Source organism: Grimontia sp. THUN1695, assembly GCF_059704325.2.
Genome location: NZ_AP046576.1, coordinates 447,421 through 465,165, shown reverse-complemented (window position 1 = coordinate 465,165; position 17,745 = coordinate 447,421). Strand labels below are relative to the sequence as shown.

Here is a 17,745-nt window from a genome sequence, read left to right as displayed (position 1 = left end):
AAATCATAAACAATTGACTTTGTTTAAATTTCGAAGGTTTTATTTGACTTGTAATCAAGAGTGAGTCTGCCAATAAATGTAGTCAGATTCTTGGTAAGAATTTATCCGTTTTTGTCCAAAGAAAAAAGTGGGTAGAATTAATCATGTTTGGTAATAATTTGTCGTAATTGTATTTGGGCTGAATTAACGTGCACATATCACTCTCTAACACGGTGGGATTTTGACGGTAGCAATGCAGAAGTGAATGAAAGTGTAGATGGTTTTCTTATCTAACTAATTGATAGTACAGCAAGTGTCTTGAAAAGAATGCGGTGCTGTATATTCTGTTAAAGATTTTTGTCTATAATTAACAATCGTTGTTGTTGGATGAAGAACCGGTGAGCGATGAGTGCATTAATGCGTTACCGATTAGGATGAGCTATTAAAAAGGGATGTGATAATGCGGATACCGTTCATTATTAAGATCATGTTTCCAATCTTGCTGCTGATGGGTTTAATGGCAAGTCCTATTCTTTCTGCATTTTAGCTATTGCGGATACGATTTGAGTTATCGAAAAAATACAGCCACCGCAAAACGGTGGCTGTATTTTTCATGCCGTTTCCAGCGAGTTTGGTTTGTCTAATGGCGAGATAGTCACGGCCAATTTGAAAGCTGCCGGGACGAAGTAGAAAGAAAGCAGGGTTGTCAGCAATGTACCGCCAGCAATCGCAATGGCAAATGGTGGCCAGAATCCGCCTCCCGCCAGAATCAGCGGCAGGAAGCCGCCCATGGTCGTAATAGTGGTAGAGGTAATGTGGCGGCCACAGCTGCTGACTGCGTTGATAATGGCTTCCTGATCGCCCGCTTTAGCTTCTGGGCTGGCTTTCAGTTCAGCAAGGATAACGATGGAAGCGTTGATCGCCAGCCCTACTAAACCTAACAGGCCGATAATCACAGTAAACCCAAAGGGATAGCCGAACACCCAGACGGACAGCAAACCTAATCCCGCCGCCTGCATGCCGACCAGAAAGATAATTGCGCTCAGCCGGAAAGAATTGAACGACACAACTACCACGGCGATAAGCAAGGTGATCACGATAGTTAGGTTTGCCAGCAACTGGTTAACCGAATCATTCCTCTCAGCAGATTCGCCACCAAATTCGATACGATAACCCGGCGGCAGCTGCAAACCAGCCTTGTCGAGTTTGGTTGTGAACGCATCCAGCGCGGTTTGTGGCAACACGCCGGCAGTGATATAGCCTTCAATCACGTTAACACGCTCGCCATTACGGTGCGGAATAGCGCCTCGACTGGGCACTATACTCAGATCAGCAATCGCGGAAATTGGCAGATCTGCCTGTTCCTCACTGCCAGCAAGGGGCAGCCGAAGTTTATTCAGTTCATTGATGCTAGTGCGGGATGCATCATCAACCCGCACGCGAACTGGGATTGACTCCGTTTCCTCAAGCACACTGCCTTGGACAATGCCCGTCATGGACGCGTTCAGAAGCATGGCGACATCACTGAGCGACATACCGGTTAACTGGCTGGCTTCTTCGTTCACGTCTACCAAAATTTTCGGAGTGCCGGGCTGTAGGGTCTCTCGTGTATTAATGACATTGGGCGTTGAGGCCATCAGTAACCGGATATTTTCACTGATATCGCGAAGGCGGTCGAGATTTGGCCCGTACACACGTACCTCCAGTGGTGCATTGAACGGTGGCCCCTGTTCCAGTTTCCTGACCAGAATTTGTGCGTGGGGAAAGCGTCTGGACAGGGTGTCCTGCAATATTGGGATCAGGGCATTGGCGGTGCGGAAATCCGTGGTTTTCACCATGGCCTGAGCGAAGTTTGGCGCACCGCGCTGGCGCCCCATCATGTTGTAGTAAAAAGACGGGAAATTTTCCCCAATTACCCAGCCAACCTGTTCAATACCTTCTTGCTGAACCATTACCGCTTCAATGTCACGGGTTGTCGCCAGAGTAGATTGAATGCTGGCTTGTGGTGCCAGATATACCTGTACCTCAAACATATCGCGGTCAGAAGGTGGGAAAAACTGCTCGGTTAACTGACTTGCAGCCCAGAAGCCGGACACGGGCACCACCAGTATAAGGGGAATGGCAAGCCAGGATCGCCGGATTGTCCAGCGGATAGATGCCCGGAAAGCGCCGCTTACCCGGGGGAGTGTCAGGCCAGCCTGATACCAGTGTTTGTTCTCTTCTCCTGAAGGTAGCCACCTGGCCGCAAAACCTGACACCAGAAAATGCGAGACAATATATGAACCGATCAAGGAGAAACTGACAGTGATCGCGATGGCTCCGACAAACTCACCCGCTGGACCCGGCATCAGGAAAATAGGGGCGAAGGCCAGAATTGTTGTCAGTGTAGAGCCCAGTAAAGGTAGCCAAAGGTGTTTGATGGCGTTTATCGCTGATTGCAGCCGTTTTATTCCCTGTTGGCGGTAATGCTGGATGGTGTCGACCATGACGATAGCATTATCAACCATGATCCCAAGTGACACGATAAGCCCGGTAACAGACATCTGGTTTATCGGTATGCCGGTAAAACTCATCATTGCCAACGTAAAGGCTGACGCAACAGGCAGCGAGAGTGCCACCAAAACGGCTGATCGAAAGCCCAGCGTAATAAACAATACAATCAACACCAGACCAAAACCAAGAAGCAGGCTGTCCACGAGCTCAGCGAGCCGGATGTCGGTATAGCCCGCTTGTTGGAAGATTGGCACAACGGTGATGTTTTCCGGTAAGTCGGCGCGAAATGCATCCAGCAATCTATCTGCCGAGGCCGTCCAGTTATCGACGCGGAATGTGTCCTGCATTCTGGCTGACACCAACACCACAGGTTTTCCGTCAATCAAGGCGATCTGTGTTTGTGGCAATGCCTGTGATCTTTCGACAGAGGCGATGTCTTCCAGCCTGACTAAAAAGCCATTGTCACCAATCGCCACCGGCACACGCTTGACACGGTCTACTGAATCCAGGTCACCGGAAACCTCTAACTGGAAGCGGTTTTTGTCGTTATGTAACTCTCCGGCGGCGCTTTTGGCATCCGCACCGGAAATCGCATTGGACAGTGAGAGGGCAGATTGACCGAGTACACTGGTAGAGGCGATATCCAGTGTGACGAGGATTTCTTCATCGGGTGCACCGTGGGTTTCTACAAACTCCGTACCCGGAAGGTTACGCCAGCGCTTGGCGAGCTCTTCCGCGTAACGCCCCAGAATGAGGAGATCGGCCTCAGTATTGCCGCGCCATTGCAGCGCGGTAATGTAGGTAAAAGCGTTCGAATGGTCATTATCAAATGATGGGGGCAAGGCGCCGGAAGGTAAACGGGGTGAGATGTCTCCCAGTTTGTCTCTCAGTTTCGACCAGACCGGCTCGGTGTTTGTCAGTTCATCATTCAGCTCGACAGTTATCACGGAAATACCCGGACGGGACTGGGATTCAATCAATTTGATCTCATCCAGTGCCTGGAGTGCGTTTTCCAGCTTTTCAGTGATCAGGGCTTCCACACGTTCTGCGCTGGCACCGGGGTAAACTGTCGTAATGGTTCCCCAACGGTTTGTCAGGGCTGGGTCTTCGGCCCGGGGTAGGGTTGATAGTGCGGAAAGTCCCGACACCAGAAGCAGGACAGTAAACAGCACCAGAAGTCGGGTATTTGTGAGTAACTGCTCCATGAAATGCTACTCCGAAGACAGGGCTACAAGCTGGCCGGAGACCACGCGGTGCACACCATCGATGATAACGTTATCCCCATCGGCAATGGCGCCTGACACATAGGCTTTTTTATCGTCAGCATAAAGAACCTGAACAGAACGGCGTGAAACAAAGTGCTGATTGTTATCTCCGGGCACGACAGCATAGACATTCCATGTGCCGCGCAATCCATCGGTTAACCCTGTCAGCGGCATCCAAAATCCTTCGTGGGGCGTATCGAAGGCGAATTGGAGATACGCAAGTTGACCATCAAGTGCGTTGGCATTTTCAGGCAAGAGATAGCGTAGAATGACAGTGCGGGAGCGCATGTCGAGAGAGGCACCGGGGTTTAGCAGTGAGGCATCATAGATGTCATCGCCCACACGCACTTTAGCCATTTTTTCATTGGCCAGGGACTGCAGATATTTGACAGGTACACCGATGTGCGCTTCTTTCAGTTTGTCGGCGAGCAGAGTCAGGGTCGGGGCACCGATGTTTACGACGTCGCCATGGGAAACAAAACGCTCACTGATTTTGCCTGCATAAGGCGCGTAAATAGTGGATTTTTCCTGACGCAGTTTATTGGAAGCCAGTGAGGCCTGAAGCTGGCGCACGTTGGCAAGCAGGGCATCGCGCTGACTGATCAGAGAGTCAGTTTCTGCATCGGCACTGAAGCCTTTTTTCTTTAACTGACGTTGGCGCTGGAGGTTTGTTTTCACCAGATCAAGTTGGGCATTCAGTTGTTCAAGCTGTGCTGCCAATTGCTGTGCTTCGGTATCTAACAGCTGGGTATCCAGTGTGATCAGTGGCTGGCCTTTTTCGACGGTATCGCCTACATCAACCAATAATGCATTCACTTTTCCGCCGAGTTCAAAGCCGAGCCTTGCACTCTGGCCAGCCTGAACGGTGCCGACATATTCGCGGTTAACCCGGTAACCGGGAGCGAGATCGACAGTTAACACATTGACGATAGGCAAGTTTTGAGCTTGCGCGTCTACGGCTTTTTCGGTTTTGGTGTTACAGGCGGTCAGTAATGTGAGGCTTACAGCAACCGCAAGCCATAGAATGCACTTTTGCATGGAAATTTTCTCGTTATCCATTAGGATCTAGGATTAGAAAAGATTAGACTGGACTGTCTAGTCTATTTAGAACAAAAATAAATCAATCAAACTAGACTGTCCAGTTTGATTTGTGTTTTTTATGTGCAATTGTCAATAAAGGAACACTATGGCGTCACACCATTTGCAGCGGAAAGCACAGAAGCGCCAGCAAATTCTTTCGGCTGCCGTCGAGCTTTTTTCAAAGCAGGGCTATGGCATCTCTATGGATGCAATTGCACTGCATGCAAATGTGAGTAAACAAACGGTTTACGCCCACTTCAGTAGTAAAGATCAGTTGTTTGAAACCTGCATTATTGAGAAGTGTGTCTCTGCGGGTTTGGAGATGGATCTGGAACACGAATCACGTGATGCCCATATCGTATTAAGAGAGTATGGTTGGTTATTCCAAACCATGTTGCTGGGAGAAGAAGCCAAGAACACCTTCCAAAACACAGTCAGGCAATCTGATACCCATCCTGAAATTGCCCGAATTTTTCTTGAGCAAGGGCCTGTCCGCAACATTGAACGTGTGAGTAGCTACCTGAAGAGGCTGGTGGAAAAAGGTGATTTGCCCTTGTGTGACGACACCGTCGATGCGGCGATGCAATTGCTTTTGATGCTGCATGGCCGGGCAGTGTATTGGGCGATGCTGGGCTTTGATGCTGGCGAGGATGAGAAGACTCGCCGCAACTATGTGTATTCCTGTGTCGATCTGTTTCTGCGTGGTTATGGTTATCCGGCGGAAAGGCTCTAGGGTCGTTGACCCTAGTCGCTGACGGTCAGGGTTTTGTATTCATCAAATGCAAACTGATCGGTCATGCCGCTGATATAGTCCTGGAGTAAACGGCAGCGCAGATAAAACTCCCATAGTCCGGCGTGGCTGATAGCGGCTTCTTCTTTCAGGGCAACCTCATAGGCTGCCACATGTTTGCGGGAAAGCTTGTTAAACAGCCTGCGCTCGACTGGGTAACACCGCCCTTTTCCGCCCACAATTTCCTGGAAGGCTTCTTTGTCCAGATCTAATAACGGGCGGTATTCATCAAGCAAACCGCCAATGATTTTGTACCCTTGCAGCTCAAGGTTTTCGACCTCAGGATCGTTAAAAACATGCTTAATGGCGACTTGTTTTAAAGCCTTGGCCAAAGCGTGAAACTGGCTGTTGTCTTCAATCAGCGCACGGTTCAGTTTGCCGTGATAGACCGCTTCGAGGTTGTCGGTGAATTGTTTTGATGCATGTTTCACCAAAGGATGGACCATTTCGACACGCAGTTTAATAAAAAACTTATGCGTGGGGCTGATTTCGTCATTCAATGCATGCCGGTAAACGTCATCCAGCAGGGTGCCAAAACAAAGCTCTTCTTTAATAGGGCGGTTGTCAGGCTCCAGTTCGATAAACGTTTGTTTGAGATGTTGGGTCAGCGTTTCCAGCGAGAGGATCCGTTTTTCTACCGCATCTTCTAGATCTGCCAGACAGTAAGAAATATCGTCTGCGGCTTCCATGATGTAGCTGAGCGGATGGCGACAGTATTTCTGGATGTCTAGCGCTTCCATCAGTGCGCAAACATAGCGGTTTTCGGTGATGTAATAGCCCACTTTTTTAGTGAGATAGGACTTGTCCGCAGGCACATCATCGTGTTGTTCAGTGGCCGGTCGGGTGTATTTCAACACAGCGGCTGACTGGCTGTAGGTGAGATTAAAGCGGTGCAGTGAATGTACTAACCGGATCGCTTGGGCGTTCCCGTCAAAATGACAAAGTTCATGGATAATCGGGTTTATTGTTGATTCAGGCAACTGGCTTGCCAGCTGTTTCATTGGTTCGAGTTGACTCAGGTTTTTTTTGAACCAGCGATTAATCGCATCTTCACCGCAGTGCCCAAAAGGCGGATTGCCCATGTCATGCATCAGGCAGGCGATTTCGACCAAGGATTCAATGGCACGTTCCAGATTGCTGAGACCAAATGCCTCTTTGTCTTGGGGAGAAAGGCGATCGTAGATGGAGTGAACGATAAAACGGCCCACCTGTTGGACTTCCATCGAATGGGTAAGCCGGCTGCGTACCGCAGAGTTTCGTTCTAGGGGAAAAACTTGCGTTTTTTGCTGGAGGCGCCGGATCGGGGCGGAGTTAATGATGCGCCCGCGATCGCTTTCCAGCGCCCGTTGTAAATCCGAACCGTAAGGGTGGGGGCGTGCGAGACTGACTTTCTTCCTGAAATCGATGTGTGACATGGGGTTTCCTACCGTCGAAGCGATGCTTTTCATAATCGATGCATTTTCATAACCTTAATGCTGTCACCTGTTGTTGTCGATAACCGGAATAAAGGTTTGCAGACAAAAATGCCGACGTTTACGGTGTCGGCATTTTTCAGGTTTTTCTGGTATTCAGGCGGTTTTGAACTGGGAAATGTTCGTCGAGAGGCTGTGCATTTTCTCCCTCAGTGATCTCAAATCAAGTTCAATAGACTGAGAGCCATCTCTCGATTCAAAAGAAATACCTACCAGCTGCTCGAGCTCACTCGATACACTGGAAACTGTCTGAGCCTGCTGGCGGGCTGCTTCTGCAATGTCCGCATTTTTATTTGCCATGTCATCAATATTTTCACCCAGCTGCACCAAAGAGACCTTTGATGTATCAACCGCCTTCTGGGTTTGATAACTGACATCACGGCTTTGTTGCATATTGGAAAATGACGATTCCGTGTTTTTGCGAATATCATCCAGCATGCCTGCAATTTCCTCTGTGGACTGTTTGCTGCGTTGCGCCAGATTGCGAACTTCGTCAGCAACCACCGCAAACCCGCGTCCCATTTCCCCCGCCCGTGCGGCCTCTATGGCAGCGTTCAACGCAAGAAGATTCGTTTGCTCTGAAATTCCAGTAATGTTGTCGAGGATTTCTTTTACATTAGTGGTTTGTTTTTGCAGCTCTTCCATCATACGGAAAGTGGTGTCAATGCTGGCGATCAATTCACCGGTAGTACTCGAAGACTTCTCCCCTGATCTTACGGCTTGGTGAGTGAAATCCCGGGCTGCCTCCGTTGCATTTTCGACTTCTTGGGCGTACCGGGCGACTTCTTCACTGCTCTGTGACATTTCAGTCATTGCGGCAGCCAGTGTTTCACAGCGTGATGAGGTTTGACGAGCCATGTCCACGTCTTTTTGAGCGATTTCCGCCAAACGCACCAAGGCGTTGTCGGCATCCATAGCCAGCTTCGCCGCATCATTCAGTAGCTGACGCATATTCACGATGAATTTGTCTATGTGTTTTTCAATGACAGCAATTTCGTCGTTGCCGCCGTCATACGTGAATTGGATAAGATCCTTATGTTCAACAATGCGCTTTAGGTTGTCTCCTAGCATTTTCACCCGGGAATTGATGCTGGAAACACTGAGGTAGGAAAGGGCCACAATAAGCAGCACGACCACCACCAGTGACGTCACAACAACCGTATTTATTGTTGCTGCATTGTCTGCGTCAGTTTTCAGTTTCACCTGAAGGACATCAATCATCTCGTTTTTGAGTTTGTTCAACGAGACAATGCGCTGGGTGGCGAGAGGAAACCATTTTGGAGGAGAAGGCCCTTCCAGCGCGTTCAGGTTGCCTTTTTGCGATAAAAAGCGTTGTTCTATCCCTTTGATTTCTCTCCAGGCTGGCATTCCTGCCAACGCCTTAAAATTGCTCGCATTCTGTCCTGAAAGAACCGATTGCACTGCAAAAGAGGAGTAATTAAATTCATCAATGTAATTTTGTACGCGCGCATACCCATCTAGGGTGGTACTTTTTCGTGCCCAGATACCATTCAGGGCTCCCCGTGATTGCCCAGCTTTTTCTTTCATGGTGATCAATGAAAGAAGTGCATTGAGCTCTTGGGCAACACTGGGATCAGCAGCCTGGGAGGCGATAATTGATGCGGCGATGATGGCGTGTTTGTTCAGGTCTGAATAATAGTTGAACGGGGAATTTGCAGGTTTGAGTGTGTCAACCTGCTGTCTCATGGCTTGTTTGCCTTGCAGTATCGCGATCACTTCTGCGGTGGCTTGGTGCCAAAGGACTGTGTCAATGTGTTCAGGTGTAAACGCGGTGAGTTTCCGCTGAGCGTCGTCGGCGTTGTTACGTTGCGCCTTAAGCTTGTCATAAATCCCTGCGTCACCTTTTGAGCCAAGAAAGCCTGCTGTTAATCCACGTTCTACAGCAAAATTATGGGCGACATTATCTAAAAGTAAGCATTCATGTATTTGTGGCGTCTGTTGGCTATTTGTTGTGCGTTTAGAAACATGACCGTGCGTGCTACCTTTATGGGCTGGCTCTGCATCGTAAACTTCATCAGTACAACTTGCTTAGTTCAAACGGGCGGTGTAATCCCTGGCAGGTGTTGGGGTTAGCGATAGATCCTTCCACCCACACGCACTGTTTCGGGTACGTCTTTGATGTTTGTTCCCCGAAGGTAGAGGTCACCGCCAACCTTCAGATCCGGTGGCAGCGCATCAAGCTGAGTGTTACCCAGATAGAGATTTCCCTGAACCGTTAACCTGCGGGGCAGTGACTTGATTGGGGTATCCACTAAGCTCAAATCTCCTTTTACCTGAAACCTTACCGGTAACACCATGACGTTTGAACCGGTGAGATTGATGTACCCGCCGACAGTAATATTAGGAAACCGGGCTAATGGTGTGTGCGATGCATTGACATAACTTTTCACTGAAAGCGTGTCTGGTAAGCGTGCTATCATGCTGCCTTCAATGTCCAAAAAACCTTTAACTTCAAGTGATTCTGGAAGTTCAGTGAAATGAGTGTTATTTAATCGGATATTGCCGTAGTTATCGATATAACCATGCAGCTTCAATGTGTCGATAAAATGCGGTGTTTTTTTGCCGAAAGCATAAACATTTTGAACAGAGATAGCGGAAAAAAACAGTAGCAAGAATAAGGATGGTAAACAGGCTTTATTTCTTTTACGTTTAGTCTCGATAAGCATCAGGTTTTTTCCTGCCTGTCAAACTCGCTGAATTCTGCATTTTCAGGTTGCTTGGGTATCAATTGTTATCACCGATTTCCAATACGTTGGATGATAGCGTAAATAAACGGTAGAGAGTGATATCTTTCCTTTATTGCTGTTTATGTCCGAAAGCATCATCGAGTGCATTTAAGAGACGTTCTCCCTGTTTCCCTGTCAGTTCGATATAGCGCTCGCGAAGGGGGGATGCCAGTTTCTTAAAGGCGTTTCGCTGATTGCGGGTGAGCGTAATAAAGGTCATGTGGGGTTTGAATGACTTTATCTTTGTCAGCTGTGCTTTATTCAGGGCTGTTTGCTGCTCAAAGATATAGCTTGTCAGTTCGTTAACGGTTTCACGAAGCAGGGACTTGTGCGCCTGTGATAACGATGAATACCACTGCTGATTGGCAATGACTGATGTGGTGAATTTATGCCCGCCAGGCCAAATCATGTAATCCGTCACTTCATAGAATTTCATTTCTTCAATGGAGAAAACGGGATTCGTTTGCCCATCTATAATCCTCGTCAGAAGTGCGCCATAGACTTGGGAGTAGGGAAGAATTAGGGTATCTGCACCGTAAAGCCGGAATGATTCAATCAGTAGTGGTGAGTTCATCACCCGCATACGGAAACCTTGAAAATCATCAGGACTGACGACTTCCCAGTTGGTAGACCACACCATATCGCCTTCAAGGTAAAGCGTTATCAAATGCAGACCCTGATCGCTAAGGGCATTGCCAATGACGTCATACACGACAGGATTACTGGCTATCACTGACTGATTGAGTGCGTCGTCGTGAGAGTATATATAGGGAATGTTAAAAATCTGCATTTCTGGCACCAGATTGCCGATAATGCCGACAGAAGCATGAGTCAGCTGCAGGGTGCCCAGTGCCGTGAGTGCTGTGAGATCTTCAGATTCGCCCAACATGCCGTAAGAATAAATGTCCACCAGGACGTTACCTTCTGATTTTTCCTCAATACGGCGTTTAAACTCCTGTGCATAAATATCCTGTACCGAACCTTCAATTTCTTCTAAGCCAAAGCGCCAGACAATCGGTTCTTTCCCGTTTTCGGCACAAACAGAAAATGTGATGAAACAGACGGTGGCCAACATGGCGCATGTCAGCTGTTTTATCATGCCTCGCTTCCCCGCAGTGTTGAATGCACATGAATCCGCGTGGTTGTCATATCGTGCTCACGGTGATCTAAGTATGCTTGGATATAAGTGTTTTTCAAACCAGCTGATTTATCCATGCAGTGATTGAGATTTTGGAACCAAAAAGCCTGGTGATGGTGTCACCAGGCTTTTGCTTTATACATGCTTTATCTTAGAGGGCGGGGTGACAGTCTGCCGGCGTTGAATTATCCCGTGGCCATTTAGTTGTGCCGTTGTCGGGTGATAATGGCAGGAAATCTAAACCCTCATTCATACCGCGCGGCGGCAAGTCTTTCTCAAGCACATACATGCCCATTGGCAAGGTTTTGCCATTGCCATGCTCAGCAGCTTGCTGTTTCGCCAAATCAGAGTATCTCAGGCCCAACAGGTCAAAATGTGGGGTCCAGTCATACCCGGTGTAATAACTTAACGTCACCAGCATAAAATCGTTACCCGGCATATGTTTCACTTCACCGGAGGTTGATTTGTAGTTGAACTTCGAGAAACCTAAGCGGTCACGGTTTTCATTCCACATTGCCTCACTCCCCGCGTATTTATCAAATATACGTTGGTGCAGATACAAAATGGTGAAGATATCGAACCCGTTTTCTAACTTAACTTGGTTTTTCAGTTCCATGCCGTGCGCACGCAGGGCCATCTGGATATAAAACGCCATCCGTGGACTGTTATGCACTGCATAACCACCGTTTGCCCAAAGTGCTTCGTAGCGACTTTCGCCTGCGTCTGCCACTTTACAGCCGGGGTATAGCACTACGCGCTTGCCCGATTTATCTTTTACCTGTGCCGCATCAGACATAAAGGCAAAGAACAAATCTTTGTGGTTCATATGTCCATCTTCAATCTTTGTCACTTGGCCGTCGCGGATATAGTGCTTACGCCACAGCGACACATACGGGAAGATGTTGTTTGAGTTCTCACCCGCCCGGTTCTGGTATGCGCTCCAGGTATTTTCACTGCCTGCTGGCACATAGTGCACATTAAGTTTTCCGGTTTGCAGGTTGTGGCCCAGTTCGTGGTTATCCAACCAACCTGTCGGTGAAATTCTGTCACTGGAATCCCATGGGTTGCCTGAACACCCGACGCCGCAATGTGCGTTCTGATCATAGTTGGCATGCTGGATAATCGCGCGAATATGTAATGACTCATCCACACAATCTTCACCCATCACGGATTTACATGCGGCAACCACTTGCGGCGACAACGATTCGTCGAGTGTTTTTCCCTGCACTTTAAAGCCTGCGAGGTTATACACCGTTTCTAAATGGTCTTCCCTGATACCAGTGAGCAATGCTGATGTTGACGCATATTCTTTGCCTATCGCACCTTCAAAGCGGTCGCGACGCAAGTGCTGCTCTGCTGAATCGGTACGCAAGTCAACATGTGGCAGTTCTGTTTCCTGCAAACGTTGTTCAAACTCTACATGTTGCTTTTCGTCAGAAAAATCCATGATGGTCGGATGTTTGGCAACGCCAGACGCTTCGATCTCGGTTGTCAGTGCTTCACCTGCGCCATTTTTGTAAAAGCTCAGGTAAATGGGTCCACCGTAAGGGGTTGAAAACGTTGCACTGCCGCCTGCGGGAATTGAGATGCGTTCGCTGAGCATTTCCAGCGGGCCACGGTATACATGCTGTTCATACGCGCGGTTGGTGTTGTATCTGTGATAGTTCAGCTTCACTTTTACCTGATGGTTGCCATTATCCAGACGCTTGAGCGTGATTGTTTGTCCCGGCAGTGCGTACCAACCGGTAGTCGTCCACTGGTTGGGGTACATCACACTGATGGTTTTGCGCTCCGTAACAGTCTCTGGATAGCGATAGTGCGCGTTAATCCCTTTTTTCAGGTTAGACCTGTCGGTTATAAACTCGCCCAAATCCGGTTGGGCGCGGTTGTCTGCACGGCTATAGCTGATCACCCAGTCGGCAAACATCGCGCGATACCATTCCGCAACGTCTGTAATTTCAATTGGATAGTCAATGGCTGCGCGATATTTATCGGCCAGCAGAAGCCCCAGTTTCAACAACAGGTGATTATCCGTTTTAAACGGATCCAGATTTTGCTGATCGGCAGCTTGTGCTGCCCATCGGAACCAGTCTGCGGCCGTTTTAAAAGCGTTGTTGAAAAGGTCTGAATTACAGGTGATAAAGTTACTGCCACACGCTTTAAGCGCTTCAGCATCAAAGTGTTCTTGCTCGAAGGCCTCAAGTAACTGACTGATGCTGTTATACAGCGGCGTTTCCGTAATCAATACATCATGGGTGGCGTTGTTGAGTCGGTATTTGCCCCAATAGTTGGTGTCACCAAAGATCATCTGCTCTTGGTAGAATGCCTCCAGCATAGGCTGATCCGACGGGAACTTGGCATTATGTGACGTCATGTATGGGATGTTATGTTGTTCCATATACCGAATGGCGTCACGGATGCCTGCGTAGCCTTTCTGTTCGTAATCATCACCGCCGATCAACACCAAATCTGGCGATTGCGTTTGGATACAAGAGAGTAGATTGCCGTAATCACAGGTTTTGTGCTCATTCAGCACATACTGACCCGGATAGTTGTTGTCTAACCAGGTTTTAATTTTGGGGTAATGTGGAAAATACGGAGGACGATTTGGGATGTGTGCAGCCACAATAGACAACGGTGTTTTCGAACCTTCAACCTCACGGCCGGCCAGCCACTTGACCACATTTTTGGCAAACTGGTTAAAGTCAGAACCCGCCGTGCCAGACTCCGCGAGAGCGAGAATGTTCGCACCAGACACGATAGAGCGATGTCCGTTTTTACCAATGCGGTACAGGGCGAGTACCTTGTCTGCCGGGTTTCCACTATGGTCTGCGTTAGCCCGGAGCAGTACGTCAGTGTTTTCGATATTTGCGAATTGAGGAAAGTGGATGGAGTCGTGGGTTGGGTCCCAGGTCAGGGTATTTACGCCTTCAAAAAACGCAGGCAGTTCAGTTCGACGTGATGTTTTGATATTTTCAATCGTGGCATATGCCGTTTTCAACAAACTGCTTTCTGCAGCTAACGCGTGATCAGCATGTGCCAGAGCCTGTTCTACATCAGATATAAATGAAACAGAGATCGTGCAGTCTTTAGTCAGCACACCTGTTGTATATGTATGCCCATTGAGTGTGCCATCACACCCCTCAACCTTATCAATATAAAATGCTGGATTAGGCGTAACACGGAACTCGGCAGTCTCACCGTGTTTTACCAATGCTTCGGATGGAAAAATAACACCGTTTGAAGATGCAAGTACTGTGTTTACGCGATACGTCTGGGCATTTTCGGGTTTGTTTGCATTTGCCCCAATCTCGTTATTGTCACCACAGCCCCATAATACAAATGAACTGGCGACTAAAATCATTAACTTTTCCATTTTTTGCCTTGTTAAACAATGTGTTACCTTATGAGTAGTTGTCTTTAACGTTATGTGTATTTTTTTGAGGATGATGAATATAGCGCGACGTGGATCTCAGTTCAATATGCGAAGAACAATCAAGGCAGAGATGGCAAACACAAGAGATGTGAATAACAAATACACACTGTTCCATCCCATTGTCTGGGGGCGATACCTAGGCTGTTTTAAGTCACATTTGTCTCATATTTGCGACTCAAATCAGAATTCGTGTCTATAATTTCGACAAGTATAATGTGAGAGGCATCCTAGATGAATACATGGAAAGAACAAGAAGTTGCTGAGTTTTATGTTGAAATTTCGTCTAAGCGTACTGTTAGTGATGTAGGCGCTGAGTACGAAATAACAGGCACAGGCACTGATTGGCACGACTGTATGACTTTGTCGTTTGAAGGTTTTAATGATTCACGCATATTGTCGCTGGACAATATCTGGCGTGACCTGATTGAAAATAAGAAAGCTAAATTTTCCGGTGAAGTGCTGGCGCGCGAAACGATAGTAAAATTTGGCGACAATATGCAATTAGAGACACCGTATAACGTGGAAATCAGGATCACTCACCAAGTTCATTGAATGAAGGCAGTGAATCGTTGACGAGCGGTTATCTGGGCAAATCATGACTTTTTGCCCGGGTAACCTCCATAAAAATGCCGCTATCTGTCGTCTGTCCTCTTTTTTGTTTCTGCTTATCTGCGTCGATTTATCCGCCACAAATTTCTCTTTGCCCGAATAAGTCAAACCGTCACGACCGAGCGGAAAAAGAGCTGCTCGTAACGTTTACCTTCAATCAACCGCATGAATCTTGATATGACACCAACTAATATCAGCGCAAACACCAGCCGTCCCCAGAATATCGCCATAAAGTCAGCGCCAATCACCAGCATCAGCAATGTATCTTCAATCAGGCTGTGAAGCAGTCCCAGCAAGGTAATGGCAGTGAATATATCTTTCGGAGGTATGTGTCCTCTCTTGGCTTCGTTGATCAGCAGACCGCCGCCGTATGACAGACCAAGTGTAATACCAATCAGCGTCAGGTTGGTTGCCTCTTTGCTGATGCCGAGCAGGCGCAGAAATGGGCTTAGTGCTTTGGCAATCAAACGTTCTATACCCAACACTTTCAGCAGGTTAAGTACGAAGATTAATACGGTGATAATGACGAAGACCAATATCAGGTTCTGGAATTGGCTGATGCCCCATGCTGTCAGTGAAGTAGCATTTTCCATTGCTGGCTGCCAGAGAATCTGTGTCTGCTCTTGAAGTGAACCAGTGAGACTGTAGATTTCCTGCAACAGTTTCCCCAGCAACAATGCACCACCAATGCGCGTCACTACAGACCACCACGCAGAAACGCCTGATTTCTTTGCTAACCCTACTTCAACCGGCATGGAGTGTGCGAGTAATATCATGCAGCTTAAAATAGATGCCTGGGCGACAGTCATGGTGACCTCAGTGTTAATAAGTACCACCAGGGCGGAGTATATATTAATAAAGATAGCGGTTGCCCATACCAGCCCCATTTCGGCAGGCAAGCCGACAGCGTTCATTAGCGGGGAGATAAAGTGTGCAAACCAAACCACGCCTCCCAACTCCTCAAAGACTTTCACGGCAACAATAGTCGGGATCATCACTTTATAGAGTGTGATTGCCACGTTGATACTGTCAGTTAATGTACGCTGGAAAAATGCCCCAACCTTTTGCATTGCTTACTTCCCTGTGAACTGTGTAAGTTTTTATAGTAACCCGTTTAAAGTTAACAGAATTTCTATTTAACAATAGTATTTGCTTTAAAATTTCTTGTTAGTAAAGTTACAAGAAATTATGACGGATATTTAACTGGATTTAAGAATCATGGACATTGATAGGATCGATAAACGCATTTTAGTCGCACTGCAACAGGACAACCGGATCGCAAATGTTGATTTGGCAGAGCGTGTTGGGCTTTCACCACCTGCATGCCTCAAGCGTGTGAAGCGTTTACGTGACGAGAAAGTGATCGCACGTGATGTGGCTATTTTGGACCCGGGGTTAGCAGGGGTAAAAATGACAATGATTGTATCGGTGGAAATGGAAAGGGACCGTCGGGATATTTATCAGACGTTTCGCGCTTCAATCCTCAAAGCCCCGGAAGTGACCCAGTGTTACCAAACGTCTGGTAGTTATGATTTCGTGCTGATCGTGAATGTCACCGATATTAAAGCTTATGAAGCGTTTGTTGAAAGGGTACTGCACACCGATCTCAATATACGCAAATTTCATACGTCTGTGGCTATGCGTCAAGTGAAGTTTGAAACAGCAATAGGGTTAGAAAATATATCACTTTAATTTTTCTATAAAAAAGCAGTAAGAGCTGCTGCTTTGGAATACACTAAACTGTCGACGTAAACAATGAAACTTTCCCGCACCCCAATCACTCGACACACGTTTAATGGCGACGCTTTTTACTTAAAGCGTGATGATCTTTTACACCCCTATTTTTCCGGTAACAAAGCGCGCAAACTGATGGCGTTGCTGGAATTGGAAGATGACACTATCACACACTTGATTGGCTATGGCTCGTCGCAGGCAAACTCTTTGTTATCGCTTGCAGCGCTTGCCCAAATCAAGGGATGGCAATTGGAGTTCTATGTTGACCGTATTCCGCAATGGCTGAAAAAACACCCGATTGGTAACTACCGTCAGGCACTGGCGTTAGGGGCGGCGGTTATAGCGGTCTCTGACGTTTCTGATGTTCCTATGCATCCCAGGGATTACATTGGCACCTATCGAACAGGGAATAGCTGTCTGTACGTGCCGGAAGGCGGGCGTTCACCACTGGCAGAAAAAGGTGTTGCCACGCTTGCCCAGGAGATTCTGGACTGGGCGCAGACCCATTCAATCAACAATTTGGTCGTCGCTCTCCCTTCTGGGACAGGCACAACAGCCCTATTCTTGCATAAACATCTAAAAAAGCAGGGGATTGGCGTGCTGACCTGTCCGTGTGTGGGCGGTAAAGCGTATCTTGTTGAGCAATTTCGTGAGTTGGGAGAACACTGTTTTCCCACTGTTGTTGAGCTACCGGCTAAACACCATTTTGGTAAACTTTACCAAGATGATTACCGGATATGGAAAGCGTTACTGGATGAAACCGGGGTCGAGTTCGATTTGTTGTACGATCCGCTGATGTGGCGTTGTTTGGCACAATGGAGGGCAGCGAACAAGGATAAAACGCTGTTGTATATTCATCAGGGCGGGCTTGTTGGCAATGAAAGTATGTTGCCGCGCTATCAGCGGAAATATGGCCTCTTGAAATGACAGACAATGTACTACTCTGACCAGCAAAGAGAGCGTTGAACAATCGAACGTTCGTGCTATTTTTAGATGTCAGGT

Annotated in this window: 12 protein-coding genes; 4 read left to right on the top strand and 8 right to left on the bottom strand. The window is 47.7% G+C overall.

Features of this window, described 5'->3' with window-relative positions; translation table 11 throughout:
• Window positions 1-590: 590 nt before the first annotated feature.
• Both AC6IB1_RS02285 and AC6IB1_RS02280 read right to left on the bottom strand, forming a co-directional pair.
• Window positions 591-3,677, bottom strand: coding sequence for an efflux RND transporter permease subunit (locus AC6IB1_RS02285; protein ID WP_497566177.1), 3,087 nt, complete (start codon window positions 3,675-3,677; stop codon window positions 591-593).
• A gap of 6 nt (window positions 3,678-3,683) precedes the next feature.
• Window positions 3,684-4,775, bottom strand: coding sequence for an efflux RND transporter periplasmic adaptor subunit (locus AC6IB1_RS02280; RefSeq protein ID WP_497566176.1), 1,092 nt, complete (start codon window positions 4,773-4,775; stop codon window positions 3,684-3,686).
• 148 nt (window positions 4,776-4,923) lie between these two features.
• On the opposite strand from AC6IB1_RS02280, the gene AC6IB1_RS02275 reads away from it, so the two are divergent.
• Entirely contained in the window at window positions 4,924-5,550 is a 627-nt protein-coding gene (locus AC6IB1_RS02275; RefSeq protein ID WP_497566175.1) for a TetR/AcrR family transcriptional regulator, read from the top strand.
• An 11-nt stretch (window positions 5,551-5,561) separates the two neighbouring features.
• Here the strand turns inward: AC6IB1_RS02275 and dgt are convergent, their stop codons facing one another.
• The 5 genes from dgt to AC6IB1_RS02250 form a co-directional block, all read right to left on the bottom strand.
• Entirely contained in the window at window positions 5,562-7,022 is a 1,461-nt protein-coding gene (dgt, locus tag AC6IB1_RS02270) for a dGTPase (RefSeq protein ID WP_497566174.1), read from the bottom strand.
• Window positions 7,023-7,175: 153 nt separating this feature from the next.
• Entirely contained in the window at window positions 7,176-9,026 is a 1,851-nt protein-coding gene (locus tag AC6IB1_RS02265) for a methyl-accepting chemotaxis protein (RefSeq protein ID WP_497566684.1), read from the bottom strand.
• A 143-nt stretch (window positions 9,027-9,169) separates the two neighbouring features.
• A complete protein-coding gene (locus AC6IB1_RS02260; RefSeq protein WP_497566173.1) occupies window positions 9,170-9,766 on the bottom strand; it encodes a leucine-rich repeat domain-containing protein in 597 nt (198 codons plus the stop codon).
• Between the two features lie 130 nt (window positions 9,767-9,896).
• The gene (gene dctP / locus AC6IB1_RS02255) at window positions 9,897-10,925 is read right to left on the bottom strand and encodes a TRAP transporter substrate-binding protein DctP (RefSeq protein WP_497566172.1); all 1,029 of its coding nucleotides are present in this window, start codon (window positions 10,923-10,925) and stop codon (window positions 9,897-9,899) included.
• A 190-nt stretch (window positions 10,926-11,115) separates the two neighbouring features.
• Complete coding sequence (locus AC6IB1_RS02250) at window positions 11,116-14,328, bottom strand: ImpA family metalloprotease (RefSeq protein ID WP_497566171.1); 3,213 nt, start codon at window positions 14,326-14,328, stop codon at window positions 11,116-11,118.
• 303 nt (window positions 14,329-14,631) lie between these two features.
• On the opposite strand from AC6IB1_RS02250, the gene AC6IB1_RS02245 reads away from it, so the two are divergent.
• Window positions 14,632-14,952 (top strand): hypothetical protein, encoded by a 321-nt coding sequence (locus AC6IB1_RS02245; protein ID WP_497566170.1) that lies wholly within the window; start codon window positions 14,632-14,634, stop codon window positions 14,950-14,952.
• 161 nt (window positions 14,953-15,113) lie between these two features.
• On the opposite strand, the gene AC6IB1_RS02240 is transcribed toward AC6IB1_RS02245, so the two are convergent.
• A complete protein-coding gene (locus AC6IB1_RS02240) occupies window positions 15,114-16,079 on the bottom strand; it encodes a hypothetical protein (RefSeq protein ID WP_497566169.1) in 966 nt (321 codons plus the stop codon).
• A 148-nt stretch (window positions 16,080-16,227) separates the two neighbouring features.
• Between AC6IB1_RS02240 and AC6IB1_RS02235 the strand changes: the two genes are divergently transcribed.
• Window positions 16,228-16,701, top strand: coding sequence for an Lrp/AsnC family transcriptional regulator (locus tag AC6IB1_RS02235; RefSeq protein ID WP_497566168.1), 474 nt, complete (start codon window positions 16,228-16,230; stop codon window positions 16,699-16,701).
• Window positions 16,702-16,764: 63 nt separating this feature from the next.
• Window positions 16,765-17,670: a pyridoxal-phosphate dependent enzyme gene (locus tag AC6IB1_RS02230; RefSeq protein WP_497566167.1), complete on the top strand. Its 906-nt coding sequence runs from the start codon at window positions 16,765-16,767 to the stop codon at window positions 17,668-17,670.
• The last annotated feature ends 75 nt before the right edge of the window (window positions 17,671-17,745 follow it).